19 protein-coding genes are annotated in these 25537 nt (G+C 61.4%); 3 read left to right on the top strand and 16 right to left on the bottom strand.

What is annotated here, in order from left to right:
• Nucleotides 1-267: 267 nt before the first annotated feature.
• Entirely contained in the window at nucleotides 268-786 is a 519-nt protein-coding gene (locus IG627_RS06770; protein ID WP_193191457.1) for an STAS domain-containing protein, read from the top strand.
• A gap of 64 nt (nucleotides 787-850) precedes the next feature.
• On the opposite strand, the gene pelG is transcribed toward IG627_RS06770, so the two are convergent.
• From pelG to IG627_RS06710, 12 genes are all read right to left on the bottom strand, one after another.
• Nucleotides 851-2224 carry an exopolysaccharide Pel transporter PelG gene (gene pelG, locus IG627_RS06765; protein WP_193191455.1) on the bottom strand — a complete coding sequence of 458 codons (1374 nt, stop codon included), beginning with the start codon at nucleotides 2222-2224 and terminating at the stop codon, nucleotides 851-853.
• The gene (gene pelF / locus IG627_RS06760) at nucleotides 2212-3729 is read right to left on the bottom strand and encodes a GT4 family glycosyltransferase PelF (protein ID WP_319024515.1); all 1518 of its coding nucleotides are present in this window, start codon (nucleotides 3727-3729) and stop codon (nucleotides 2212-2214) included. Before pelF ends, pelG begins: the two co-directional genes overlap by 13 nt.
• Before the next feature lie 32 nt (nucleotides 3730-3761).
• A complete protein-coding gene (locus tag IG627_RS06755; protein WP_193191452.1) occupies nucleotides 3762-4757 on the bottom strand; it encodes a tetratricopeptide repeat protein in 996 nt (331 codons plus the stop codon).
• A complete protein-coding gene (locus IG627_RS06750) occupies nucleotides 4717-6078 on the bottom strand; it encodes a PelD GGDEF domain-containing protein (protein WP_226864799.1) in 1362 nt (453 codons plus the stop codon). The genes IG627_RS06755 and IG627_RS06750 overlap by 41 nt, the downstream gene beginning before the upstream one ends.
• 9 nt (nucleotides 6079-6087) lie before the next feature.
• Nucleotides 6088-6621: a hypothetical protein gene (locus tag IG627_RS06745; protein WP_193191448.1), complete on the bottom strand. Its 534-nt coding sequence runs from the start codon at nucleotides 6619-6621 to the stop codon at nucleotides 6088-6090.
• A gap of 15 nt (nucleotides 6622-6636) precedes the next feature.
• Complete coding sequence (locus tag IG627_RS06740) at nucleotides 6637-10233, bottom strand: tetratricopeptide repeat protein (RefSeq protein ID WP_193191446.1); 3597 nt, start codon at nucleotides 10231-10233, stop codon at nucleotides 6637-6639.
• Nucleotides 10211-12970, bottom strand: a complete 2760-nt coding sequence (locus tag IG627_RS06735; protein ID WP_226864798.1) for an endo alpha-1,4 polygalactosaminidase — start codon at nucleotides 12968-12970, stop codon at nucleotides 10211-10213. Before IG627_RS06735 ends, IG627_RS06740 begins: the two co-directional genes overlap by 23 nt.
• A gap of 480 nt (nucleotides 12971-13450) precedes the next feature.
• Complete coding sequence (locus tag IG627_RS06730) at nucleotides 13451-13915, bottom strand: tellurite resistance TerB family protein (RefSeq protein WP_193191443.1); 465 nt, start codon at nucleotides 13913-13915, stop codon at nucleotides 13451-13453.
• Nucleotides 13896-14891 carry a transaldolase gene (tal, locus tag IG627_RS06725; RefSeq protein WP_193191441.1) on the bottom strand — a complete coding sequence of 332 codons (996 nt, stop codon included), beginning with the start codon at nucleotides 14889-14891 and terminating at the stop codon, nucleotides 13896-13898. Before tal ends, IG627_RS06730 begins: the two co-directional genes overlap by 20 nt.
• Before the next feature lie 168 nt (nucleotides 14892-15059).
• A complete protein-coding gene (gene dusA / locus IG627_RS06720) occupies nucleotides 15060-16037 on the bottom strand; it encodes a tRNA dihydrouridine(20/20a) synthase DusA (RefSeq protein WP_193191439.1) in 978 nt (325 codons plus the stop codon).
• A 292-nt stretch (nucleotides 16038-16329) separates the two neighbouring features.
• Nucleotides 16330-17538, bottom strand: coding sequence for a glycerol-3-phosphate dehydrogenase/oxidase (locus IG627_RS06715; protein ID WP_193191427.1), 1209 nt, complete (start codon nucleotides 17536-17538; stop codon nucleotides 16330-16332).
• Nucleotides 17522-18211, bottom strand: coding sequence for a glycerophosphodiester phosphodiesterase family protein (locus IG627_RS06710; protein ID WP_193191425.1), 690 nt, complete (start codon nucleotides 18209-18211; stop codon nucleotides 17522-17524). Before IG627_RS06710 ends, IG627_RS06715 begins: the two co-directional genes overlap by 17 nt.
• Before the next feature lie 356 nt (nucleotides 18212-18567).
• Between IG627_RS06710 and IG627_RS06705 the strand changes: the two genes are divergently transcribed.
• Nucleotides 18568-18891 (top strand): hypothetical protein, encoded by a 324-nt coding sequence (locus tag IG627_RS06705; RefSeq protein ID WP_193191423.1) that lies wholly within the window; start codon nucleotides 18568-18570, stop codon nucleotides 18889-18891.
• Nucleotides 18892-18950: 59 nt separating this feature from the next.
• Nucleotides 18951-19631 carry a fimbrial biogenesis chaperone gene (locus tag IG627_RS06700; RefSeq protein ID WP_193191421.1) on the top strand — a complete coding sequence of 227 codons (681 nt, stop codon included), beginning with the start codon at nucleotides 18951-18953 and terminating at the stop codon, nucleotides 19629-19631.
• Between the two features lie 43 nt (nucleotides 19632-19674).
• Here IG627_RS06700 and IG627_RS06695 read toward each other — a convergent pair whose 3' ends face one another.
• The 4 genes from IG627_RS06695 to IG627_RS06680 all read right to left on the bottom strand — a co-directional run bounded on the left by IG627_RS06695 (nucleotide 19675) and on the right by IG627_RS06680 (nucleotide 25509).
• Nucleotides 19675-20709, bottom strand: a complete 1035-nt coding sequence (locus IG627_RS06695; RefSeq protein ID WP_193191420.1) for a hypothetical protein — start codon at nucleotides 20707-20709, stop codon at nucleotides 19675-19677.
• Nucleotides 20710-20748: 39 nt separating this feature from the next.
• Nucleotides 20749-21762, bottom strand: coding sequence for a hypothetical protein (locus IG627_RS06690; RefSeq protein ID WP_193191418.1), 1014 nt, complete (start codon nucleotides 21760-21762; stop codon nucleotides 20749-20751).
• 214 nt (nucleotides 21763-21976) lie between these two features.
• Complete coding sequence (locus IG627_RS06685) at nucleotides 21977-23002, bottom strand: hypothetical protein (protein WP_193191416.1); 1026 nt, start codon at nucleotides 23000-23002, stop codon at nucleotides 21977-21979.
• A complete protein-coding gene (locus IG627_RS06680; protein WP_226864797.1) occupies nucleotides 22999-25509 on the bottom strand; it encodes a TcfC E-set like domain-containing protein in 2511 nt (836 codons plus the stop codon). Before IG627_RS06680 ends, IG627_RS06685 begins: the two co-directional genes overlap by 4 nt.
• Between the last annotated feature and the right edge of the window lie 28 nt (nucleotides 25510-25537).

Here is a 25537-nt window from a genome sequence, read left to right as displayed (position 1 = left end):
GTAGGGGGGCGCCGCGCGCACCACTGGTTTCACCACCGGGATCGAGGCGCACCCTGCGGACCGAACCTGAAATGACCGACCAGTCCCGCACTGCTGGCCCCGGTACCCTTGCCAGCCCCGACCGGCAGGAGTAAGCTCCGCCCACTTTACGCACAAACGTGAACGACGGGACCACCCTGCCGTCGGCAGTTGTGTTCTCTACAAGTGAACTTTCGCCATCCGCCCGCGCGCAGTACTTGCCGCAGCGCGGATGTGCCAGGGGTTGTTATGCAGTCCGGGCAAATTATGGTTGGCGCCCACGAGGGCATCTACGTCATCAAGCTGGTGGGTGATGTGCGCCTCAACCTGTGCACCTCGTTCGATAACTTTATCGACAATATGTTTACGCACGACGACTTCACCGACGTGGTGTTTGACCTGCACAGTGCTGAGGGCGTCGACAGCACCACCCTGGGGCTGATGGCCAAAATAGCCATCCGCGCCCTGGAACGGGGCTGCCAGAAACCCCTGGCACTGTCTGCCGACGAGGGTATTCGCCACCTGCTGGATGCGATGGGATTCGACGCCCTGATCGAGCTCAGCGACGAGCAGCGCGATTTCGCCGCCGAAACCAAGCCGCTGCAGTGCAAGACCCCGGATGAGTGCGCGGCGCGGGAAAAGGTACTGGAAGCCCACCGCGTGCTGATGAGCATGAACGAGCAGAATGCGGAGACCTTCCGCGACCTGGTACACACCCTCGAGTTGGAGTGCGAGCCGATGGGCAAGCCGTCGGCGCGGATGCACTGAACAATCTCCTCTTCCCCGATTGAAACCGCATGCGGCGGGCAAGCCCTGCTTGCTTCCGGGACAGTCAATTGCGCTGGAGCATGAAGGTTCTGTACTCGAGTTTGTCCATCAAGTTGGAAAGCAAATAGATCCCCAATATGCTGACCAGCGTCATGGAGAGTGCGAAGCCGTAGCCAAAAAAATCCACCCCGAGATGAATGCTGATATAACTCAGCAGGCCGTTGCTGAGCAGAAAGAGGCTGCAAAGGCCGAGCGCCATTTTACGGGCGTCCAGGTAGAAGAGCACATTGAGGATGGACAGGAAAAGCACCTGCATACCGACACCGACGATGTCAATGTAGAGCAGGGGCGCGTACAGGGTGGATATGCCGAATGCACGCAGTATCGACTCGCTCCACAGTAGCAGTAACACAATGGTCATGCCCTGCACCTTGAAAATCTCGTAAATCCCCTGCCGGGCGGTCGCGACCATCTGCTCCTTGCGATAGTAGATATACTGCAGCGTATCTCCCTCGCGAACCGCTCGGTAGAAGAGGTCGTACTGCTCGGCAAAATCTGTCTCCATGCGCACGAGAAATACCGCCATGCCGGGGATAATGGAGAGATAAGCGAGAAAAATGGGGAAATCGTATATGACCGATGCGCGCAGGGGGCCTATGATCGCCTGTGAGGTATCCGGGTGAAACCAGAAGATGAACTTGTCAATCCACACGCCGGCATTGAAGAAGAGCCCGGTAAATGCCAGGCTGACAAAAACCTGCCCCCCCTTGAGAAAGTCGAAGGCCACCAGCTGGTCGCCCGGATATTCCCTTACGATCAGAAACAGAAAACTGAAGAGCAGAAATCCGTGCCCCAGCAGTACGCCGCCCAATAGCCCCTCGAGCCCAAACCCTGCCAGGGACAGGGCGCCGATTACCGCGATGGTATAGCCGACAGAGAACAGCAGCAGTATCTGCGTGTAGGCCTTCATGCTGGACAGGAAAATCAGCACTATCCACAGGTTGCACAATACAAGAAAATTCGCGTGCATGAGCAGCACATACAGGGTCGACTGCCCTGTGAAGAGGCTGAGGATCGGTACGGCGATAATCGTCGCGGACACTGAGACCACCAGCAGCGCACCGATAATATTGGGCAGGATGATACTTTGCTTCTGCTCGTAAAGGCGGTCGGCGACGAATCGGGTAAACAGCAGTTGCAGCACACCGGTGAGCGTCAGTGAAGAAGCCATCAGGTAGGTCACTGACACCAGGAACTGGACGATGGCTGCGGATGGCACCACCAGCCCCAGACTGATCACGCCGATGACCATGACCGCCAGTATCGACAGCACCCAGGGGCCGGAACTGATAAGCCCGGCAAAGCCATAGGCCTGCAGTACAGAAAGGAAGGTATCCTTTTCCAGGATCTTGCGGATTTCAAACCCTATGCCGGCCATGACTGCTCCAGCGTTTGTCGATAGATTTCCCGGTAACTGTCAAACATCTTGCTCTGTGTGTAATAGCGCCTGACTCTTTCCAGGCCGGCGCTCTGTGCCTGGTGCCACAATTGATCGTCGCGCAGGAGCCGCAGTGCGGCGTCGGCAGTGGCATCCGGGTCGGCAATTGGTACCACTGCACCGGCCGGCCCCAGGCCCCTGTCCTCTTCATTTTGCCCCTCAATCAGTTCCCGGCAGGAACCGACATCCGTCGCCAGGCAGGGGAGACCCGAGGCGTAGGCTTCCAGGATCACCAGTGGCAGCGCTTCGCTAATCGAAGTCAGAACCATGAGACCCAGTTGCGGGATAATATCGGCAATATTCTGGAAACCGAGGAACTTGACCCGGTCCTCCAGTCCCAGGCTGGCCACCAGTTCCCGGCATTCCTGCACGTACTGCGGATCTTCGTCTTCCGGTCCGACTATCCATCCCTCCGCATCGGGCATTTCATTGCATATCGAGCGCATCGCGCGAATAAAGGTCTTGATATCCTTGATGGGAACCACCCGGCCGATCAGGCCGAGTACCTTGGGCAGGGTGGCCGGGCGCGCGGTGAGCACCGACTCGAAGCGCTCCAGGGAAATGCCGTTGGGCACAACCCGGGTGCGCTCCCGCTGCGCCCCATCCTGCACCTGCCGTTCGCGGTTGCCCTCATAGAGGGAAACGATCGGGTTGGCGGCCTGGTAGGCCAGGGTCCCGATGACTTCGTAGAAGCGAATCCACATCTCGCGGATATAACCCGAATCCGCGTGCAGGGTCACACTGAGTTCCTCCTGCGGGTCTTTGATCCAGCCGGCCTGCGCCAGGTCGATCTTGCGCTCCTTGGTATAGATGCCGTGCTCCGTCAGTACGTAGGGGTAATTCCGCCGCGACTGCAGTATCGAGCCCAGCAGGCCGGCGTAGCCGGTGGAGACCGAATGAATGGCGCGCACCGAAGGCATATGGTCCGCGATTTTCGCCAGGGTAAACAGGGGCGCATGCATGGTGCGGACCGTCCAGAAATAGTCGACGAAGGACGGCCCTGTACAGAATTTCAGGTACTTGTCGGTGATGACTTCCCAGGAGGCTTCGCTGTGCAGAAAGTCGGCATGGGTAATGCCGCCCTCTTTGCCCAGGTTTTCGAACACCCGCGCCAGCAGATCCCGCGGTACGGATGCGGCATCCCGCTTGAACTGTTCCTGCATGATGGAGACGTCAGCGAAGGCCTCGCGATTGCCCGCCCGTTTGACGGGCTTTGACTCCTGCCAGGAATCCATCAAGTAGTGGACTTCCAGATGTTTTACGTTCGGCGGCAGTTCATACTGCATCTCCCCGTAATCGGATTTCTGTCCGCCGAGGAACACCAGGGCAAAGGTGAATTCCGGCAGTCCGGTGATAATCTGGTGCACCCAGGAGGAGACGCCACCGCGGATATAGGGGTAGGTGCCTTCCAGCAGCAGGCCGATATCCGCAGTGGGCGCTTGCACGGGGCAATGGTTGCCTGATTCGTGTGAGCTAGTCATGTTAACCAATACTTTAAAATGGGTTGCATGGTCGGTGTCTGCTTGTCGCTGCGTGAGTAGATACGCAGGTAATCTTCCACCTGGTGAAAGTCCCCGGATATGAAAGCCACTTCCGCCAGATAGGGGGCGACTTCCGCCTCCGCCATGCCTTCATTGAGCGCCGCCTCAAACATGGCTTTCGACTCGCTGAGCTTGCCGGCTTCACCCAGAATCCTGCCGTAGAGTTTCAGCGCCGGCGCAGCTCTTTTGATCTCAAGTGACTTGGCGATATGCGCCTGCGCCTGATCCAGCATGTGCCGGCGCACACCTCCCTGGGCCAGGTCCAGGTAGACCAGTTCCCAGTAGTTGCTGGCGATCAGGTGGTGCAGGATGCGCTGGCGTTTCCTGCTAACGGTATTCCGCAAAACCTTCAGGTGTTGGTGAATGTTTTCGCTGATGCTCTTTTCCTTGGTATCCAGCATCGAGTAGGCCAGCAGGCGCACGTCGTCGACCGGATCCTTGAGCGCAAAGCGCAACAGGCTTATGGCCTGTTTCTCCGGCATTTGCTTCGTCGATAACACGGCCTTCAGTCGCTTCTCCGGGGTAGAAGCGTGCTTGATGATCTGGGCCAGGCCGCCGTGGCTGTAGATCGGGTAGCTATCCAGGTCCATGGGCTTGAACGGCAGCTCCGGAATGGTGGTGGTCTGCCAGGGGGGCGTCCGCTTCTCCCGTGGCAGGTAGAGCGCAAGCAGCATGGAGGAGGAGAGCCCGAGAGTGCCTATTGCCGGCATGCAGAACTGGAAGGAGAGCAAGAACAAGTAGCTTCTCGCCGCGGGATATCGAAAGCGGCGCGGCAGCAGTCGCCAGAGTAAAACGGAATACATGGCCGCGGCAGTGCCGTGCCCGATCAGGAATATCGGCAGGCGCATCCAGAGAGGCAGGGGGGATAGCAGGCCGCCGATGGCGGCGGATTCAAGCAGGCTCGCCTGAACGACTAACCAGCGGGTGTCCATCGACCAGTTGCTCCTGTAAAAATTCTGACAGCGTTTCGTGGCTGCCGATATTGCAGCGCGCGATTTTTATGCTGCCGTTGTTCAGGGGGTAACCCAGGCTGTGTTCGAAGGACTTTCCCAGGCGCGCGAAGAAACCGTCTACGCCGTCCGGGTCGGTCAATGGCAGAAGTAGCGCTATAGCGGGGTTCGTTCCGTCGTAAAACTCGTGAACGATATCCAGCCCCCGGCACAGCTGCCGGATGATACTGGACAGTTGCGCATTCTGGTCGACCTCATGGCACCGGAAGATTGCCAGCCCCGTGTCCAGGCCGAAGTGTTCGGCATCGTGACAGGCGCGCTCCAGGTTCAGTAAGAACTTGGTGGTGTTGGTGTCCTGCAGCTGCCCGAGCTTGCGGTGAGCCTGCACCAAATCGGCCAGGTGGCCCGCCAGTACCGCGAGCAGGCGCAGGGATGTAACGTGCAGGGAGAAAAACGGCAACGCCTTGACAGTGACGACGGCCACAAAGCGGCCGCTGGAATCGATAAATGGCACGCAAACCATGTAGCGGCTGTTGTATTTCTTGCCCTGCCGCTCATCTTCGGGGCGCACACTGGTGGTTTCGCCCGTCTCCAGGCAATGCAGCAGCAGTGGATCGTCGTCGACGAATTTGCTCTCTTCCCCGAGTTTTGCCAAACACTCTGGCTCGATCTTTTTGCCATCGGTCAGGTGCAGGCTGGCCTGCTGGACATTCCCGTATTCCGCGAAGAGCCCCAGTATTTTGCCCGCCACCTGTGGCGACAGGGACTCAGAGCGCGGCATGCCACCGATGGTCCTGCGCATGCTGACAAGCGCCTCGCGCAGGCTGAATGAATTTCCCACCAGGCGTTGCTCCAACCGGTCATGGGAGACCTTCAGCAGGTGGTAGCTGCGGGTGAATTCGTCCAGCCGCAGCTGCCGGTAGTTGTTGGCTTCCTGCAGGCGCACCAGCTGTCGCGCCCAGATATCGCGGAACTCCCCCACTATCATGGCCAGGATCAGCGTGCCCAGTGCATGTCCCAGTAGTGTTGCCTCGGTGTTCCATAGCCCCATGCGCTGACTCAGCTCCATGGCACCGACGAGCAACACCGCGCTGACCAGGCCGTGCTGGAAGCCGTAGTGCAGGCTCGCCAGCAGCGGAGCAATCAGCGGCCAGGGAAAGCCGCTTTCGACAAAAAACGGGTCCTGCGGATGGATATATATGGCCAGGGCGATGCCTGCGACCATTATCCCCAGTATTTCCGCCCAGGATTGCCAGCCCGGTGCTTTTTCTCGATTCGGGGTTAGGGTGGGACTGAATTCCATCGGGCGCGGTTACTCTTTTTCCAGTGGCAGATCATCGATCAGGTCTTCGATCAGGCGGTGCATGGCAACCGCCACGCCTTCGCGTCCCCAGCCGGTGCGCGCGCCGCTGGCGGACCAGAGGACTGCCTTGGTATCGGCGTCGATCACACGCAGGCTGAGACCGATGGCCGGCTCGCCGTCCAGGCCCGCCTTGTAGCGCCATTCGTCCACCGTGCCGGTCAACCAGTAGCGCGCCCGTTGCGTGCCGGCCCAGCCCCTGGCTTCCTCGAAGCGCTGCTGGTCGCTGTGCAGGCCGATGGCCTGCTGCGGCAGGTTTTTCGGGTACTCGGCGAGATTGGCCACGCCTTCGGCGCGCAGCTGCGACACCAGGATGGACTCGGTGCGCTCGCCCGCCAGGGGTGCCTGGGACAGGTTCACCACCGGGAGCAGCAGCCACTCTGCCTCTTCGTTCAGCGGCTGGGCGCGGTAGACTTTCTGCGTACTGCAGGCGCAGAGGCAGAGCAGAAGCGGTACTGCGAGAAGCAGTCGGGAGCGGATTGTCATCAGTGGTTTCCTCGGCTATCGACCAAAATACTTGCTGTAATTCAGATAAACGGAGCCCGCCTTATCGCCGCCGGCACGGGCATTGGAAAACTGCGCCTGCAGGCTCAACTCGTCATCGCCGAACAGCCGCCAGCCGACGCCAGCGCTGATCGCGAAGTCCATCTTGTTCTGCAGACAGTCCCAGCCACTGCTCAGGTCGGCAAAGTAGTGGGGGGAGGGGGCAGTCTGGGTGATTTCACCAGGGCGGCTTCGCCGCCAGCTGCTGCCGATGCCGATGCGGCAGTACTCGTCGGCAACCAGGGTGGCGGCGCTCGGGATTGCGGTGAAATAGGGATGCAGGCGCTCGCTGATCCTGTCCTCGAGCCGGTTGTCCATCCAGGTCAGGTCAGCGTGCAGGGACCAGTCGGGATCGGTGAATTGCAGCTGGTGCTGCCAGCCGAGCTGCAGCCGGTAGCCCTGCGCCAGGGCTGCGCCATCAAAACTCCGGTAGTCGCTCCAGCGCAGGCGCCCGAAGCCGCGATTGTGCCGGTCCAGTTGGTAGTCGAGGCCACCCTGCACGCCGCTCCGGTAGCCCAGCTGGTAAAAGCTGGCAGAGATGGCGTCCCGCTGGCCGTAGCCGATCTGCCAGTTGCCGCTCAGGCGCTGGTCGAATATCGAAGCGGATCCGGCCGCAAAGCCGTGGATATTTTTCGCGGTGCGATCGGAACCGGTCAGACGCCACCAGTATTTCTCCGCCCCATGCAAAGATTCGCCGTGCAGCTGCCAGTCGGATTCGGGTGCGAAGACATCCCGCAACAGCCGGCTGTCCGTGCGCGGCGTCAGCCTGTTGAGGTCGAGCTGTAGGAAGGCGTTGCCGCTCGCGCGCGCAAACCGCAGGGCACTCTCTCCCAGGTCGAGCTCGCCGATGGAACGCCGGCCGTGGCGCAGGCGCGCGCCGTTGGGCAATTCCGGGCGCAGGCCGGTCACCATCTGTCGCAGCTGTTGCCCGGTGGCCTCGCCGATGTGCGGGCCCAGCTGCGACAGGCCGAATTCCAGGGCCTGGCCGTTGAGCCCGAGTGCGCGCAGTGCGGCCACGCGGTCCGCCGGCGGCAGTTGTCGCGCGCTGAACACCAGCTGCTGCAGCGCATCGCGTTCGCGCTGCGACAGCGCCCGGCTCAGCTGCTGCCAGCCGGGCAGCTCGATCCGCCCGCTGTGGGCCCGGGCCTGCAGGATTTCCGCGTCCAGGGTGCGGCCGTCTCGAATACACCACTCCAGTAGCAGGGGAAGCCAGGCGGCGTCGACGGGCGCCGGACTGTCCGGCGGCGCCACCGATGCCAGCTCCCGCCAGGCGAGCAGCTCGCCCTCCAGTTCGGCCAGCAGTCGCAGGCGCAGTTGCCGCTCCTCGCCCCCGCCGCCGCCGGTATTCTCGAGGCGCGCCTGCAGCATACCCAGTATCCGCTGTTTGACCCGGTAGGCGTCGTTGTAAAGGCCGGCCTGTTGCAGCGCGTCGGCGTAGCCGGAGAGCCACAGCCAGTCCGACTGCTTTTCGGGCAGCGCCAGGCCGTACCAGTGGAGTGCCTCGGAGTAGCGTTGCAGACTGTGCCAGCCGGCGCCCATCACATGCCAGAGCTGCCGCTGCGCCACCGCGTCGGCGCCGGCGGTGCGCAGGCTGCGTTCGAGTTGCGGGCCAAAACGCGGACCGCTGTCGATCAGAAACCAGAGCAGCGCCTGTAGCGCTTGCGGGTTGTCGGGCTCACTGTGCACAGCTGCCTCGAGGTAGCCGAGCGCCCGAGTATCCATCCCGTGGTGCTGCGCGTGGCGGGCCGCCAGCAGCTGAAAACCCGAGCGCTCGCGCAGGGCATCGACCCCCTGTGCCTGGTGCATCAGCCCGTCGGCGATATCCCAGTGCTCGAGGGCGATGCTGTGCTGCAGCGCGGCCAGCAGGTACCTGGGGTTGCGGTGGTTTTCCCAGCCCTGCCGCGCCAGCCGCAGCCCCTGTTCGCGATCGCCCCGGTACTGCGCCAGCTGCAGGGCGCGTTCGGTGGCGGCGGCCGACAGCTGCGCCTCGCTATTCAGCAGCCTGCTGTAGGCCTGCTCCGCCAGCTCGATTTCATCCAGGACCCAGGCGATCTCGGCCACCATGCTCCAGTAGTCGTGATCCAGGTGATCGCCGCCGCCCCCGCGCGGGGACTGCAGCAATTGCAGTGCCTCTTCCGGTTGGCGGAGCTCCCACTGCAGCCGCGCCATATCCATCGTCTCCCCGACGGTGGGGCGGAACTGCAGGGCAAACTGCCGGTCCAGCGCGGTTGCCCGATCGAACTGCAGCGTGTCGACCAGCAGCTGTCGCCGCAGCCACCAGGCGTGCCGGTGCCGTGGATAGCGGTCGATATAAGCGGCCAGGGCCAGCTCCGCTTGGCCGGTGCCCAGTTCGGCGAGCAGCGCATCCAGGTAGCGCTGCAGCTCTTCGTCACTGAGTGGCCGGTGTCGGGCCAGGAGTCCGTAGGCCCTGATCTGTTCACGATGTCGCTGCAGCGAAACGGCCAGGCCGCTGGCCTCCTCGGCGGCCCTGGCATGTCGCGCCTGCTCCGCCAGTTGGAGCCACTGGTGCAGTGCCTTTTCCGGCTCGCCGTTCCAGCCGTAGAGTTGTGCCACCCGGACCTGCAGCTCCGGTGCCAGGGACTGTGCGCTCGCCGCCCAGGTGTCGGCAATTTCCTGCGCGGACACAAGGTCGCCGCCGGCGACCAGGATTTCAAAAAGCAGCAGATCGAGCTGGTGGTCTGCGGGTTCCTGGGCGCGCAGGGACCGCGCCCAGAGGCTCGCACGCTGCAACTGGCCGTTCTGTCGCCCGATATCTATGGCCAGGCGCAGCAGCGCCGGATTCTGCGGGAATGTCTTCAGGTAGGCCGCAACCTCGCGGTAGGCCCGTTGCGGCTGGCCGGCCTGCAGCAGTACGTGGACATGGGCCGCGGCGATATCGGCCGCTTCCTGCCCCGTGCCGCTGTGCTGGAAGGCCGCGCGGTAGAGGGTGACCGCTCGCTCGTACTGCTGGTCAGCCAGGTGGTTTTGCGCGGCCAGTATTCTCCAGTCGCGCGCCGTCTGCTGCTCGTCGAAGCTGTCGCTCAGAAGCGAGAGTGCCCGGGCTCGCAGGGCGGGCGTCGGCAGGCCGAGCAGTGTGTCCCGCAATGGCGCCGGGCGGACTTGCAGTGGACCAAGTTCGCGCAGGCGTTCAAGCGCACTGTTCAATTGTGCCGCCGCGCCGGCACCGCCGTATTGGCCGGCCTGTATCTGCCGCACCAGGATTTCCACGGCAACCAGCGACGCCTGCAGGCGATCCTGCGCATCTGCGCTCGCCAGCAGCGGGGGCAACAGTTCCGCTGCTTTTTCCAGCTCCCCAAAGGCGAACAGTTGCCGCGCCAGCAGCAGGCGCAGTTCGCGGTTGTCCGGCTCCGACTGCAGGCGGATCTTCAGGTACTCGATGGCCAGTGCGTCGGGTTGTGCATCTTCTTCCAGGGACTGGGTGGCCCTGTTCCTGGGAAACAGCTCGATCAGGGTGGCCACGACGACAATCACTATCACGACAATGCCGGAGGGGCTGATCAGGCGCTTGCCGCTATTCAGAGTTGCTACAGACAATGCGCGCCGCCCCCGCCGTTGGTTTGTCGAGCGCAAAGGCATGCCGATAACCCTCTGACACCGCCGGCACCAGGTCGTCGCCGATATGCAGGGCGCACTCGCCCCGCAGTTGGGCCACTGTCAGCCGCGTAGCCATCTCGGTTTGCAGTGCCAGTTCGATAGCATTGTCGCCGGCCTCCCAGGAGTGGATACGACCACCAAATTGCACCAGGTGCGGCTGGGCGGGCTGACTCCCCGTTGTGGTGAGCAGGGCTCGCGCCGCCGACAGGTGCAGATAGCGGCCGGCATCGGTATCCAGGTAGCCGGCGATGCCCCGGCTGGCGTCCATGTCCGGGTAGAGGCTCCTGTCGTCGATGCGCAGCGTGCGCAGTGCACCGGTATTGGCGATATGCCAGTTGCCGACCGTGTCCCTGCCCAGCGCCAGGCTGTAGAAGCCGCGCGCGCGTTTGGCGTAATCGCTGAGATACATGGGGTTGATGGGCTGGCCCTGCACATAGCGATAGACCTGGTGCAGTGCCCGCACTGCGGCCTTCTCGCTGCCGGAATAGAAGTGGTAGTAGATACCCAGCGGCTTCAGGCGACGCGGAGCGCTCAGTGCGCGGAAGGTGTCGATGACATTGCGGTAGCCGTAGTAGGGGCCCTGCCACAAATTGGTGTAGACATTTTCGTTCATCACCGGCGCGTAGATCTGGTATTCGCCGTCGAGGGGTCGGCCGACGGGCCAGACGCGACTCAGGGAAAAACTGCTGCGCAGCACCCGGTTGTCGGCGCCGTTGACATTGAACAGCCCGGCCTCGCGGGTCATGCGCACGGTCTTTGCCGATGGCAGCGCATCGCCGGACCAGAGGAATACCCGCACGCGCTTCTCCGGCGGCGCCAGCTCGCCGTTGATATAGGAGACGGAGCCGAGTACTTCCCGCTCCAGCTGTGGCGTTTCGTAGCCTGGAACTGGCAGGTGGGTGCCGTAGCCCAGGTCCTTGTCCACCGTCGGATTGTCCAGCACCTCCCAGAAATAGGGATGGCTGAAGCTGTGCGAGGCCAGTTCGACGTTGGGCTCGCGGAAGGCTGCGCGCGCGATTGCAATCGCCTGCGGCGACTGCTGCGGGTAGACGCCCGCGGGGCTCACTTCGCCCTCGATCACCGACACCGTCGTGGGCAGATCGTAGCCGCGGATAAACTGGTCGAGGATGACCTGACCGGCCAGCGGTTTTCCGGGCAGGTTACTACGGGATACCAGGCCGTCGCCGTCGATGTGCACTGTGGCGATTTGCAGGCCGTTCTCGGTGGTGAAGTCCGGCGCCGGTATATCTTCGAGGGCCAGGCTCTCGCGCAGGAACAGCTCCGGGTTCACCACCCAGTAGCTCATGTTCCCGGCGCCAGTGTCGAGGGCGAACTGGCCCAGCGCCATGCCCCCCCAGGGGCCGGTGAGCACCGGGTGCACTTCCATGCCCTCGCTGTCGCGCAGTATCAGCCAGGGCCTGTTTTCACCGGAAACGCTGCGGAAGGGCACCGGGGCATTGAGGCGCGGGCGTGCCTTGGTTTCATAGCCGATCGCCTGTGGACGCGCCTGTGCGACCGCAAACTTGCGCGGTTGGGCGGCGATGCTTTCCAGGCCCATCCGTTGCAGGCAGCTGGGATCATTTGGCAAATTGCCGAATATCGCCACCCGCAATCCCGCGCCGCCGACGCGGCGTTCGAGCCAGCGGCACAGCTGCGCACTGTGGGGAATATCCTCGCCGAGCCAGAGGGCAACACCGGCGTAGCGATTGGTCAGCGGATAGTCGGGCAGCATCTGGTGGTGCAGGTTCAGGTAGTCGAGCTGGTAGCCGAGATACTCCGCCGTCGACGCCAGGGACTGGTGCGGCCTGCTGTAGTAGGTGCCGCGATCGCGATCGTGATAGATGGCGAGAATACGCCGCGGTATCGGCACGACACGGTTTCGGCCCAGCAGCGTCAGGTGCCCATTGGTGATCCAGGGATTGAATCCCAGTGCGGCAATCCGCTCTGCCAGCGCCGCGGCGCGCTCAAATTGCGATTCCGGCAGATAGTCGATCACGGTGATCGGCAGCCGGTGATGTTCGCGGATCTCTTTCAGCCGGGCGATCAGCCACGCCTGCTGCTCTTCCGTAGTGTCGCCGTAACTGTCGCGCCCGGCGTCGAAGCGGGAGAAGAGCGACTCGGCCACCAGCTCGTCGATGACCGGCGCTACCTGCGGCATTATCTCGAAGCCGCGGTTCGCGATCAGGTACAGTTCCGGCCAGCGCGCGTGTATCTTGTGGATCAGCCGGGCGAGGCCTTCTCCGTAGTGCTCTGCCCGCGCGTCGGCCAGCAGGTAACTATCCAGGGTGTCGAGGAACAGGCCGCGGTAACCCTGTCGCACCAGCGGTGCCACCAACTCCTCGATAACAAACCTGTGCCACTCGGGGCTGGCCACGTCCATCACATGGCTCTGCCAGTTGGCGTTGAAGGCGATTTTCCAGTGTGGCTTTACGCGTTTGAAGTGATGCGCATTTTCCGCCACCTCACCGAGACTCAGATAGGCGATGACGGCGGTATCGCCGTTGAGCCAGTTGCGCTCCTCCGGTGTGTCCAGATTCTCAGGCAACACCACGGCGCGGCTGTACAGGCTCAGCTGGTCCACGGGCACTTTCTGGCCATAGAAAAACGCTGTGGAGGCGCTTGCGCCACCGACCGCGAATAGCCAGAGGAGAATGCAGCGCAGTAATGTGCTGAGCATTGACGACCCGACCCCGTTCAAGCTGTCCCTGTCCGGGACCCATTTATGATATTGAATATTTATTGGACGATATTCTGGAGGATGCGGGTTAGAATCGACCCACTATTGGCGTCCGACGAAAAATGTTAGTGGAAAAATTTAAAAAACCAATAGGTCACAATTTGCACAATGGTGCCAATTTGGGCGCAAGAGATTGTCATAATTTTGTCACAATTCTCAGAAGCCCTTATCACGTAAAGAGTTTTTCTATTAGGACGGCTTGATAAGTTTCAGTTTGTATTTAGGATATTAATATAAGAAATTCATGAGATTTATCATGAATCTGCCATTGAAGCTGCGCGGGGAGCCGAGTGCGCCGCCGGTGAGAGTTTGATAAAGCGTACGATTGGTGAAGGGCGAAACTCGTCGGTTCTAAAGAGGAAAGGTGTGAGATACGATTGGACGGCTGGTCTGCCCGCCCAATCGACAAGGGTCTGGGCGTCAGTCGGGTCGTTTCGGCAAATCGCGGGCTTCCGCTCGTGCCCGCGTAAACAGCCCGTGGGGTAGGTAAATAAGGTCCGCCACCCGGCGAATCAGGTGCTCCTCGAAGGCCTCGATCACATCGTCTGAAAAGGCCACCTGCCACATCTGTCGCACCAGCAGGTATTTGTCCTTCTCGCTGAACTGGTCGTTGACCGTCTGGGTAAACTCGTACAGGGAGGTGGCCTGTTCGCGGTGGGCGAGGGCGCTCTCTACCAGTTCTTCGGCGGCGCCCGCGTCGAGTTTGTAGTGCTCCTGCAGCAGGTTGGTCAGCGTGGCCCTTTCGCGCCGGTCCAGATTCTGGTCGACGGTGGCGACCTCCGCCAACAGGGCGGCGCTGATCATGCGTACGTCCTTCTCGTCGCGCACCTCGACGTCGGCGCCGCGGCCTATCTGCTCGAACAGCTTACGGATTTGTTGCAGCATCGGTTTCCCTGTGTCCCATCAGTTGCCCCTGTAGCAGAGTCTCCAGACGCTCCTGGTCCTGGACGAAATTGCGAATCCCCTCGGCCAGCTTCTCGGTGGCCATGGCGTCGCTGTTCAACTGGTAGCGGAACTCCGCCTCACCGAGCGCCGTGGCCGGACGCGGCTCGGATGCCACCTGTGTCGGCAGTCCCGGGGCCAGGTGTGCCGGGTCCTCTTCCAGTTCCTGCAACAGCTGCGGGCTGATGGTCAGGCGGTCGCAGCCGGCCAGCGCCTCAATCTCGCCCGTGTTGCGGAAGCTGGCACCCATCACTACCGTCTCGTAGCCGCGCGACTTGTAGTAATGGTAGATGCTGCGCACCGACAGTACGCCGGGGTCGTCTTCGGCGGTGAAGTCGTCACGGCCGCTGTCGGCCTTGTGCCAGTCGAGGATGCGGCCGACAAACGGCGAGATCAGGGTGACGCCCGCCTCGGCGCAGGCCACCGCCTGGCAGAAACTGAACAGTAGGGTCAGGTTGCAGCGAATACCCTCGCGCTCCAGTACCGAGGCCGCGGCGATACCCTCCCAGGTGGAGGCGATCTTGATCAGTACCCGCTCCCGCGGCACCCCCGCCTGGTCGTAGAGCGCAATCAGGCGACGTGCGTAATCGATGGTGGCGCGGGTATCAAAGGACAGGCGCGCGTCCACTTCGGTGGACACCACCCCGGGCACCAGCTGCAGTATCTCGGTACCTATGGCCACCGCCAGCTTGACTGCCGCCAGCCTGGCGGTTTCCGCGTGGTCGGTGTGGTTGTGGTGCTTCTCCGCCCAGGCCAGGGACTCGGCGATCAGCGCGCGGTACTGCGGTAGCTGCGCAGCCTTGAACAGCAGTGAAGGGTTGGTGGTCGCATCCTGCGGCCGGTAGCGGCGGATGGCCTCAATATCCCCAGTATCCGCCACCACCTGGCTGCGCTGTTTCAGTTGTTCCAGCTTGTTCATTCCTGTCCCTCGATTGCCTCGTATCAAATTCCGCGCCGGCCCCATGAGTTTGTCGTCATGCCGGCGCAGGCCGGCATCCAGTTTGGTGGCCCTGGGTTCCGGTACCGGATCAAGCCCGGCACAGGCTCTGTACCGGAACGACGACATCTACCCTTGCAGGACCCACGATCACGCCGCCTGGGTCACCAGCGCCAGCGCCTGCTCCACCACCTCGGGTCCAGCCCCATTCCTGTGCGCATTCTCACTCAGGTGGCGGCGGAAACGCCGCGCCCCCGGCAGGCCCTGGAAAAGCCCGAGCATATGCCGGGTGATATGGTTCAGCCGCTGGCCGCGCCCCAGTTCCTTTTCAATGTAGGGCAGCATCAACTCGACCACCTCGACCGCACCCGGTCCGGGTTCGCCGCCGAACAGCTCGCTATCGACCTGCGCGAGCAGCAGCGGCGTCTGGTAAGCCGCGCGTCCCAGCATAACACCATCCACATGGCGCAAATGTTGCCGGCACTCCTCCAGGGAATTGATGCCGCCGTTGAGCACGACTTCCAGCTGTGGGTAGTCCCGCTTCAGCTGGAAGACCATATCGTAATTGAGCGGTGGAATTTCGCGGTTTTCCTTCGGGCTGAGGCCATTCAGCCAGGCCTTGCGCGCGTGCACGATAAAGGTAGTGATACCCACGGCAGCCTGCGCCTCGACAAAGCGGGTCAGGCCGCTGTAGTCCTCCATATCGTCGATACCGATACGGTGTTTCACCGTCACCGGAATCGATACCGCCGCGCGCATGGCCGCCAGCCCTTCCGCCACCGTCTGCGGCTCGGCCATCAGGCAAGCGCCGAAGCGGCCGGACTGGACCCGGTCACTGGGGCAGCCGCAGTTCAGGTTGATCTCGTCGTATCCCCACTCTTCCGCAATACGCGCACACTCGGCCAGATCGCGCGGGTCGCTGCCGCCGATCTGCAGCGCCACCGGGTGCTCGGCCGCGTCGAACTGCAGGTGCCGCTCCCGGTCGCCGTGCAGGATTGCGCCGGTGGTCACCATCTCCGTATAGAGAAAAGCCCGCTTGCTGAACAGGCGCCACAGGGTGCGGCAGTGCCTGTCGCTCCAGTCCAGGAGTGGGGCGGTACAGAAACGGTGGGGGAGGGAATTGGACATAAACTGCGGGCCGGGTGTTCAGGCACTTAAATCAAAAGACCCGCGCATTATAGGGGAAGCGCCGGTGATGCCCTACTAGTCATACCGGCGCAGGCCGGTATCCAGCGTGGTGGCACCTGGATTCCGGCCTGCTCGGGAATGACGACATTTCTCCGTAGGAGCGGCGGGGCGGCCATCCGCCCAAGGACGCGATCAATCTCGCAGTGTGGCAGTGTTTTCTGTGGGAGCCAGCCCAGCAGACGAAATTGTCGAGACGCCGAATCTTTCGGCTGCTGAGCGTCTCCCACAAGGGTTAGAGATTGCGCTCTTTCTCGGAGAGGCTGGTTCGGCTCAGGCGCGCTGTTTCGGCAGTTCCCCCGGAATCGTCCGCATCCAGCGTAGGGCGCAATTTTTTCACAATCCTGCGTGCAGTGGCGCGGTAGGAAGTCAGTTTGCCCCCGGCCACCGCCAGCACCCGGGGTTTCCTGTCGTTGTCGCAGCAGAGCAGCGTTTCCCGCGGCCGGGCAAAGGGGCTCTTTTCCATCTGCGGCAGCACCCGCAGGCCGGCAAAGCTATCGCAGATATTGTGCACCTGCAGCGAGCGGGTCTGCGGGAAATAGCGCTGTACGGTGCGCAACAGGTAGCTCTCCTCCTCGATGGTGGGAGTCACATCGCGGGGATCCCCCCGATAGCTGCGCTCCGTGGTGCCCACCAGCGTCTTGCCCTGCCAGGGCATCACGAACACGGCGCGTCCGTCCTCCGCCTCCACGTAGAAGATCTTCTCCCCCAGGGACAGCGGCAGCTGTATATGGGTGCCAGCCACCAGGTCGATCGGCGGCAGTGGCGCCGGCGGCGTACAGCGTGTATTGGTATCGGCCACCCAGGGGCCGGAACAGTTGACCAGCGCGCGGCAGCGCAGGGTGTTCAGCTGGCCGTCGGCCACATAGTCGACCCGCATACCGTTTGTGGTCAGCTCCGCGCCGACGAGGCTGCCGGGGCAGATCAGGTGGGCGCCGCGGGTAATCGCAGACTCCACCACATTGCGCGTCAGTGCAGCGTCGTCGGTCTGCGCATCGTAGTAACGGTAGACCGCCACCAGGTCCTCGCGGTTGAGGCCGGAGAGATGGTCCCACGCGGATTTCGGTACCGAGCGGAAGCGCGAATAGCGGCTGGCAATGCCCGATAGCAGTGCGTAGAGGGTCAGCCCCAGGCGCACCATACAGGCGGGCCTCTTGCTGTGCCGGTAGACGGGAATATAGAAGGGCACCATGCGCACCAGCTGCGGCTTGTTCACCAGCAGCCAGCGCCGCTCGCGCAGGCATTCGTAAACCAGCTGGAACTGCCCGCTCTCCAGATAGCGCAGGCCACCGTGAATCAGCTTGGAGGAGCGGGAGGAGGTGGCGGCGGCAATACCCAGCTGCTCAAGCATGACCACCCGGTAGCCGGCCACCGCCAGCGCCTCGGCGGCGCCGGCTCCCTGGATACCCGCACCGACCACCAGGACATCAAAATCCGTAGACATCACTGGCTTCCCGGGAGCGCATCAACAGCGGCAGGTTGCCGGTGAGGATGTGGTGGGCACCGCGCCCGCGCCAGCGCACTGCCTCCTCGGCGGAGTTGATCTCATAGACCACCCATTGCCAGGGCCCCGGTGGCAACTCGTCGCGCTCCACACGGCTGTTGCGGATCAGCAGATAGTCTGGCGCCAGGGTCACGACCTCCGCCGACAGGCACTGGGTCACGCTGTCCACCTTCAGTGCCACCCGGTGACAGCCGAGGCTGCGCGCCATACGCAGGCTGCGGTGATCCCGGGTCAGCAGGGCAAAGGACTCGCACTCGTTGCGCATCAGGTCCACCAGGGTTTCCACCGCCCGTTCGGTGCCCATACCGGCCAGGCTCGCGGAGGAAAGCTCGATAAACCAATCCAGGTGGCGATGACAGCTGGCCCAGTCGACCAGCTGGGTAAAGGTATTCAGGGGGCGCTGGCGCAGCTCGCGGTTTTTGTACTGGTGAAAAGGCTTTGCCTCTCCATTTTCGGCAATCAGCAGTTCGTCATGGAAGCACCAGGGCGTGCCGTCGGCGCTGAAGCGCACATCGGCCTGAATGGCACAGGCTCCCAGCCCATGGGCGGCCTCGAAGGCGGCGATGGTGTTTTCCGGTTGGCGGATCTTGTCGCCTCGGTGCGCAATGAGCATGAGAGTCAGGTCCGGATAGCGGCGTTATTGTCATCATGACGCGAGTGTCTGAATACTCGCAGATCCACTGAATCCAGGTCCGGCACAAGCGGCCGGCCCTACTGGAAAAATAGACGCTGGGGCGGCGGTTGCAAGCTGGTGAGTGGGGAAAAGTTGGCACGGAATGGTGCTTTCAGTGGGCGACCGGAATTGTCTGTCTAGACTGTGTTATGGGCGCTTCACAAGGCCCTCTCCGTAGGGTGCGCCGAGCGCACCACTCCCCATCGTCGGTTAGGCGCTGAACGCAGGCGCACCCTACAGCAAGCAGCGGATTCTGTGCCCGGCACAGCCAGTGTTAGAGGTTAGAAGTAAGCACCATGGGATATGGAAAGCCCGCCGCCTGGGGCCTGCTGTGCAGTGTCGGCCTAATACCCGTTTGTGCCGGTGCAGCGGACAGCACCAGTGCCTCGGCCTCGGCCCGTATCACCCTGCAGATTGCGCCTCGGGTGCAGCTGCGCCAGGTGGAAGGCAGCAGTCGGCAGCAGCTGTGCCTGGGACATATTCCGGCGCGGCACTACTACCTCCTGGTCATCCGGGGCTCGAGTGATGGCGGCAGGCAACTGCCGGGGCGGGGCGGCAGCTTTTGCCTTCCTGTCTCGGTTACCGAGGGCGCCGGCGAGCTATTGATAGTGGCGCAGTAGTTGTTTCCGCGGGCTGGCGGCTTAGAATAGGGCCTTTCCATTCTCTGTCGCCGTACGCCATGAAAAGAATAATTCTCGGGTTCCTGTGTCTGATCGCCCAGCCGGCGCTGGCCGCCATGTCCCTGGACAAGATCATCGTCTACCTGGACGACTCCCCCAATGCCCGCGACGATATCGTGGTGACCAACCCGGACAAGGAAACCCTGTACCTGCAGACGGAGATCTATCGGGTCGACAATCCCGGGCTGCCGAATGAGCAACGCGTGCGGGTGGTGGATCCGAAGGAGTTCAAGCTGCTGGTCAGCCCTGCCAAGGCGGTGCTGACCACCGGAGAGCAGAAGCGCTTTCGGTTGATGTCGCTGGAGCGGAACCTGGAACGGGAGAAAGTCTACCGGGTGACTTTCAAGCCGGTCGTGGGCAAGATCAAAAGCGATCGCTCGGCGCTGAAGATTCTGGTGGCTTACCAGGCCCTGATTTTCGTGCAGCCGAAGGACGGGGGCTATAAGCTGGAAGTGGAGAAACAGGATGACCTTTGGGTGCTGAAAAACAGCGGCAATATCAATGTCGAGGTGTCCGATGTTCAGCACTGCCAGAGCGAGGCGGGTTGCCGCCCGTTGGAGTTGACCGGGCGTCTCTATGCCGGTGCCAGTATGCCTATTGGCCAGGAAGTCGTCGGCGGTAGGTTGGAGTTGCTGGCGCGCGGGCGGGAAACGGAGAAGTTGAGTCTGCCGTTGTTGTAGCCATTGCTGACGGCAGCCCCCTGGCCGCCGGTTTTCATGTCGGCTACTCCAATTCCACCGTCAAAGTCAGGGTATCTGTGTAGTTACTATCCTGGGCACCCTCGAGTGACGCCGGGTCTACGCGGATGGTGATCTGCATATTTTCCTGGCTCAGGTTCCGGCAGCTCCTGGAGTTGTGGCCCGGCCAGTTGTTGGTCGATCTCACCCCCTCTGTCAATGCTTCCACCCTGGCGCTGGGCAGGTGCTCGATTTCTGCCGAATAGGGCACCAGATCGATTCCCCGCAATAAGAACTGGCCACTCCCGTTCTGACTGTCGGCAGTGAGGCGAAACAGCGCGTCGCCGGTGGTCCAGACGCAGAATGTCTGGCTGCTTTCTGCCCCCTCGGTGGTCGCTGTCAGGAACATATCGTCGAGGCCGTGAATGCGTATTCTGGAGCGGATGCGCAGCTCGATATGGAAAGTCAGGTTGAGGAGTTCTGTGGTGGCGTAGCGGCCGTCGCAGGCTTCGGGGTCAACGCCCCAGGTATAGCTGCCGCCGCACTGGTCGATGGTCAGTTCGAAGGTGCCGCTGTAGATACCATTGCGCAGGTTGGTCCCCGGATCGACCATGGTCACAGTGATGCTCGCGGGCGTGTGTGCGCCATTGGCGGCGCCGGGAAAGAGCTGGCTGCCGTTCGTGGCTGGATTCAGGGTTTCAGTACTGCCACCGGAGGAATAGGCCAACCGTATCTCCGCCGTCTGGTTGCCCCTGTCCCGTCTCAGGATAAAGTTGTTGCCGTTGTTGTCGCCGGTGGTGGTCGCCGTATAGGGAATCGCGTGCTCGCAGATCTCTCCCCACCAGGTAGAGCAGCTGCGCACCGTAAACTGAATCTCGCCTTGTTGCGGCACCGTGTCATCGTAGGTGAAGGTGCTGGTGGAGCCCTCCAGGCGACAGACGCCGATAAAGCGCTCCGGATTATTGTCGGCGGGGTATGTGGCGCCATCGTCGCAATCGCGGATATTGGTGGATTGTGCCAGGGGCTGACTGCAGTACAGCAGGCACAATATCAACGCGGGCCTGGGCGTAATTAGGTACATCTCTGAAACACGGCTGCTGTCGTCTTGCGCTTAACAAACTTAGTCTAGCGTCACGGTCAGAGTCAGTGTGTCTGTATAGCTCGTATCCATGATATTCATCAGGGCGCTCTGCTGGATGCGGATATCCAGCAGCATATTCTCTCCTCCCGGACAATCGTCCTGCAAATGTCCGGCCCAGCTGAGGATGGATGGAATGCCCTCTGAAAGCTGCTCCGGGCTGCCGCCCAGTGAGTCGGCTATCCAGGTCTCGTATTCCACGGTGTCAATTCCTGCGAGCAGGAAGGTACCGCTCCCGGTGCCGCTGTGGGCAGTGATGCCAAAGGGTTGGGCACCTTGGCTATAGACACAGAAATACTGCTGCCCCTGCGACAGGCCGGTCAGGTTGGCGGCAATCTCCATATCCTCCAGGCCGCTGATGCGAATTCGATCGGGAATGATTAAGTCGACTGCAAATTCTATGGGGGATAGCGTGGCGTCTGAGCAAAATAAAATACCGCAGTGTTCCTGTTGTTCAAGGGTGAATTCGAATGTGTTGCTATACACGCCGGGAGCCAATGACGGCGCAGAAGGTACGGTCAATTCTAAGTAAGTAGAGGTCTGGTTGACTGATCCGGCAAATGCATAGCCGCCACCGCTCCACTGATTTGGCTGCAGTTGGATGGGGCTTCCGCCACTCCGTCTAAAAGAAAACCCTACCGGAACCGTGGTTCCGACAGAGTTGGTCAGTGTGAAACTTGTGCCGCTTGACGCGCTATCTATGACTTGTACACGGTAGGGCGTAGCTGTGGCACAGCTCCAGTCAAACCATCCAGACCCTCGGCCACAGCTTCGGATTCCGAATTCAATGCTACCTACAGGCGAAGTTGATGAGTCAAATGGAATGACTTGGCTGGTATCCTGAAGCTCGCAAACACCGATAAACCTGTCATATATATCGGCATTTGACCCATTTGAACATGGATCGCTATTATTCGAGTAATTCTGTGCACTGGCAGCAGTTGCAAACAGAGAGGCCAGTAAGATAAAAAATACTAAAAAATTAGTCCTCTGCATGGATATATTTACTCCCCTTGCAGCGAGTCGTCGTGACAATAAAAAATGTCACAATCAATGAGCTTTTCCTCGATATTTGATCTGAGCTACCTATTCCTATTTCTTTGTTTACTCGCATTCGTATTATGAATTTTTGTTCGCGGTGTATCTCTAGTTCCTGGATTACCGGAGTTGGCTCTCCACTTTTTATGGCTACAAAGTATTGTGGTTTTCACTATTCGGGTTCTACAGTCAGATAGAGGGTGCCCAGGTAGCTGCCAGATGTCGCGGTAGCCATGTCGCTGGCGAGCGTCGTTACTTGAACCGACGCATTGGTGTTGTTGCCTCCTCCGCAATCTTTGCTGCCGTGGCCCATCAATCCGCCCAGCCACTGGGCCTCCGTTACCGAGATAGGGTCCGGCATAGAGTCGTCCTTGAGTGCAACCTGGTAAGGAATCTGGCTGGTGCCATTTGACAGCAGGAAGGGGTCGCCGTCGCCGGGACCGCCATTGGCTTTGATACGGAAGTTACCGAAGCCGTTGCGGAAGATGCAGATGTCGTCACCCTCGATAATATCGCTGACGCCATCAAAGCTGCCTAGATCAATATTGTCCAGGTTTGTAATCTGCACCAGTTCCGGCAGGGTAACGGTAAATGACTGATAGATGGGCCCCGACGACGGGTAGCGACTGCCATCATCGTCAAATTGCCACGCATCGATCCTGAATGTGGCGGCATAGGTGCCGGCGGAGGCCGAGGCCAGGGTTGCAGCTGAGATATCGATACGAATGGTGGCAGCTGCATCGGAATCATTGCAGCGGACGGCACCGTTTTGCCTGCTCGTCACATCGCCGCTGGTTTCATTGGGGCGCAGGGTCACGAAGCTACCGCCGGTGGAGTTGCCCCGCCAGCTCAACGAGACTTTCAACTGTTCGCCCGACCCATTTTCCAAAGCGAAATCGCCATCGCCATCGATATAGGAGTCACCATAGGCCGCGACATCATAATCTCGCGGATAGCGTCCGTTTTGGGAGCCGTGGCCACGGATGCGCTCGAAGGATCTGATGCAGTAGTCATCTTCGCCAGTCAGGCCGCCACTGCCGTTCCAGGCGGCAATGTAAATCGGGTCGGCGCGGCGAATTTCCAATGTGCTTTCATCGTTGTGGTGCGCCCAAACAAACATTGGCCATGTGGCTGCCAGAAAAGCGCTGTTGATGATGACCCTGTTCACTTGCTTGTCGTTACCGCTGCCCACAATCATTGTTTTGCCGCATGAACAAGTTGATTCCCTTCACAGCGCGCCGCCGCCAGGTTGATATCCCCCAGATTCAGCCAGTGCTCCCCTGAGGTCTGTTCCACAATATCCACCAGGCAGTCGCCCCAGCGCACCGCGGGCGCGTTCAGGGTCTGGGGGTTAGCGTGCATCTCCATCTGGAAGATACCGAATTCGTCGGTGACCGCGGCGTATTCACCGATGGAGATTTTTGTGGCAGTGACCGGTTGATCGCCGCGTACTATACGGCCGATCACCAGAATGACTGGCTGTATCTCGTACTCGGTCGCGGCCACGTTACCCGGGTAAAGGGTGACCGTCTCCTGAATTTCCCGGTAGTCGTAGAAACCCGCTGCCAGCGGGCGCAGCTGGATGTCGTAGCTCTGGAAGGCGGGCAGGTTGATCAGTGAGCGGTCGCCGCCCCTGGCATAGCCGCGGCGCACACCATTGACCAGGATTTCAAATTCCTCATCTTCGCTGCCGGTGATATCTACCATTACCGCGCTGGTCAGTGAGCGCTCACCGCCCCAGGCGAAAGACTCTTCTGTCGTCATGAGGTTGGTGCTGAAGCTGCCCAGGTAGTTGAGGGAGCTCTGTTCATCGATGCTGCTGTTGCGATAGCCCAGGGTCGAACTGAGGTAGCCCCTGCGACCTGCAATCCGGGTCTGGCTGCCGAGATAATATTCATCCCTGGTCGATTCGCCAGAGAACTGCTGGTCAACTTCCGGGGCCCATAGGTCTGCGTCGCGCCAGCCGGAGTGAAAACCAAGCCGGGTATTCTGGTTGTCGCCGCGGCCGCTGTCAGTGCGGACGCTGGCACGGTGATCCCAGTGGTGGTCGCGGAAGCGGAAATTGAATGTGGCGCTGGTTAGCTGTTCGCCGTCGGCGTCACTGTGCGAGAGCGTCATTTCCCCGCGCCAGTGCCGGTTGCGGAAGAAGTCACGGCGAAACTCGAGGGTGGTGAGGGTATCGGCGCCACTGATCGCCGTATCCAATGCGAATTCGGCGGACTCGAAATAGAGATTGCGATCCCGCTGCGAGTAGCGCAGGGCAAGGCGCCCTCCAAACAGGGCGCTACTGAGGTTTGCGCTCCGCTGTCGGAAGCCTCGCCCGAGCAGTGAGAATTCATTGTACTCAGTCGGTTGCGCATCGTTTTCCAGGCGTGTTTCCGATGCACTGAGGTTGAACAGCGGTGTGTTCAGTGAGGCGAACAGGCGGTGGCCGCTGCGGCCGTCGCCGGAATGAATCAGGCTGGGAGAGAGTTCCAGGTATTCGCTGATCCAGCGCCCGCCGAGCTCGAAGGCCTGTTCATCTTCCGTTGCGGCGATATTGGCAAAGAGGCCGGTATCGTCAAACAGGCGGCGCGCGGCACCAGCCTGGAAAAAATAGTCGTCGTGCCGTTCGGGCAGTATTTCTTCCCGGTTCAGCTGGGCCGGCTGGCCGGCCTGGACGGCCCATCGCCACTCGCCGGGCGGCGGCAGTAATGAGTCCTTGGCGAAAAATTCGGTGTACTGGACCAGTGGCCTGCCGCTTTCATCGAAACTCTTGATCTCCACTTCGTAGGCGCCACCGGGCAGGCTCGAGGTATCCAGTAGCTGGTTGCCCGCCTCCAGCAGCTCGCTGTGGACCAGGCGGCCGTCCTTATGGATTTCCACGCGACCGCGCACCGGCATATTGATTTCCAGTGGCGCACCCTGGTTGTAGCGATTGTCCGTGCGGCTGTTGCTGGAACTCCGGTATTCCGCGCCGTACAGGGTTGGCGAGGGCACAAAGCCGGAAAAACTGCCCTGCGGCTGGATAAGCCCCGCCGAATAGGCGCGCCCCTGGTAGTCGCGCGCCCAGTGCAACTGGCTGACCTGGCTGTCACCGCCATCTGTGACGGACCACTGGCTGTGCAGGCCGCTCTCGCCGAAACTCAGGATCGACTGGCCAAACAGCGAGGCGCTCTCGCTGTTCGGGACATCACTCGACCGCACACCGGACCAGGTACCGGTGAGGTTCTGCACGAAAGAGAATCCCGAGCTGGCGTCGGGCAGGTAAGGATTGTCGATTGCGGCCTTCTGCGGCAGCAGTTCGGGTGCGAAAAACAGGTCGACGCGGTAGCGGCTGTCGTCGTAGATAAGCCCGAAGCTATCAGGAGTGATAAATCCGCAGTTGCGTTGCTGGCGCGAGAAGCACACCCGATCGGAATTGCGCGGGAGTGCCTGCTGTAACAGGGCGTATACCGCCTCAGGATCCAACGTGTCCGGCAGCAGTACCCGCACCGCGTCGGGGTCCAGGAATCGCAGGCTGTGCGGATCTATCTCCACCATGGTCGCGCCAATCTGGCGATTGCCGTAATAGAGGTCCGCCACCAGCTGCTGAGGTTCTGTGAGGTCGGCAAAGCCGTCTGGAGCCGCTGTATCCAGGGTGAAGGCCGCCGATGCCGCGGCGCCATAAGAATTGGTGGCGCAGCAGCACAGCGTCAGCAGAGTGGCCGCTATTGCGCGCTTCATGGAGGGAGGGGGCGGGGAGTCCCCCGCC

The sequence above is a fragment of the Microbulbifer taiwanensis genome (genome assembly GCF_014904815.1).
Classification (GTDB): domain Bacteria; phylum Pseudomonadota; class Gammaproteobacteria; order Pseudomonadales; family Cellvibrionaceae; genus Microbulbifer; species Microbulbifer taiwanensis.
The sequence above is the reverse complement of the archived record's forward strand: the minus strand, read 5'-3'. Positions and strand labels throughout refer to the sequence as shown.

Coding starts and splice junctions, on each gene's coding strand:
- IG627_RS06770 (WP_193191457.1), top strand. CDS start 268: ATGCAGTCCGGGCAAATTATGGTTGGCGCCCACGAGGGCATCTACGTC.
- pelG (WP_193191455.1), bottom strand. CDS start 2,224: ATGGCCGGCATAGGGTTTGAAATCCGCAAGATCCTGGAAAAGGATACC.
- IG627_RS06755 (WP_193191452.1), bottom strand. CDS start 4,757: ATGGACACCCGCTGGTTAGTCGTTCAGGCGAGCCTGCTTGAATCCGCC.
- IG627_RS06750 (WP_226864799.1), bottom strand. CDS start 6,078: ATGGAATTCAGTCCCACCCTAACCCCGAATCGAGAAAAAGCACCGGGC.
- IG627_RS06745 (WP_193191448.1), bottom strand. CDS start 6,621: ATGACAATCCGCTCCCGACTGCTTCTCGCAGTACCGCTTCTGCTCTGC.
- IG627_RS06735 (WP_226864798.1), bottom strand. CDS start 12,970: ATGCTCAGCACATTACTGCGCTGCATTCTCCTCTGGCTATTCGCGGTC.
- IG627_RS06730 (WP_193191443.1), bottom strand. CDS start 13,915: ATGCTGCAACAAATCCGTAAGCTGTTCGAGCAGATAGGCCGCGGCGCC.
- tal (WP_193191441.1), bottom strand. CDS start 14,891: ATGAACAAGCTGGAACAACTGAAACAGCGCAGCCAGGTGGTGGCGGAT.
- dusA (WP_193191439.1), bottom strand. CDS start 16,037: ATGTCCAATTCCCTCCCCCACCGTTTCTGTACCGCCCCACTCCTGGAC.
- IG627_RS06715 (WP_193191427.1), bottom strand. CDS start 17,538: ATGTCTACGGATTTTGATGTCCTGGTGGTCGGTGCGGGTATCCAGGGA.
- IG627_RS06710 (WP_193191425.1), bottom strand. CDS start 18,211: ATGCTCATTGCGCACCGAGGCGACAAGATCCGCCAACCGGAAAACACC.
- IG627_RS06705 (WP_193191423.1), top strand. CDS start 18,568: ATGGGATATGGAAAGCCCGCCGCCTGGGGCCTGCTGTGCAGTGTCGGC.
- IG627_RS06700 (WP_193191421.1), top strand. CDS start 18,951: ATGAAAAGAATAATTCTCGGGTTCCTGTGTCTGATCGCCCAGCCGGCG.
- IG627_RS06695 (WP_193191420.1), bottom strand. CDS start 20,709: ATGTACCTAATTACGCCCAGGCCCGCGTTGATATTGTGCCTGCTGTAC.
- IG627_RS06690 (WP_193191418.1), bottom strand. CDS start 21,762: ATGCAGAGGACTAATTTTTTAGTATTTTTTATCTTACTGGCCTCTCTG.
- IG627_RS06685 (WP_193191416.1), bottom strand. CDS start 23,002: ATGATTGTGGGCAGCGGTAACGACAAGCAAGTGAACAGGGTCATCATC.
- IG627_RS06680 (WP_226864797.1), bottom strand. CDS start 25,509: ATGAAGCGCGCAATAGCGGCCACTCTGCTGACGCTGTGCTGCTGCGCC.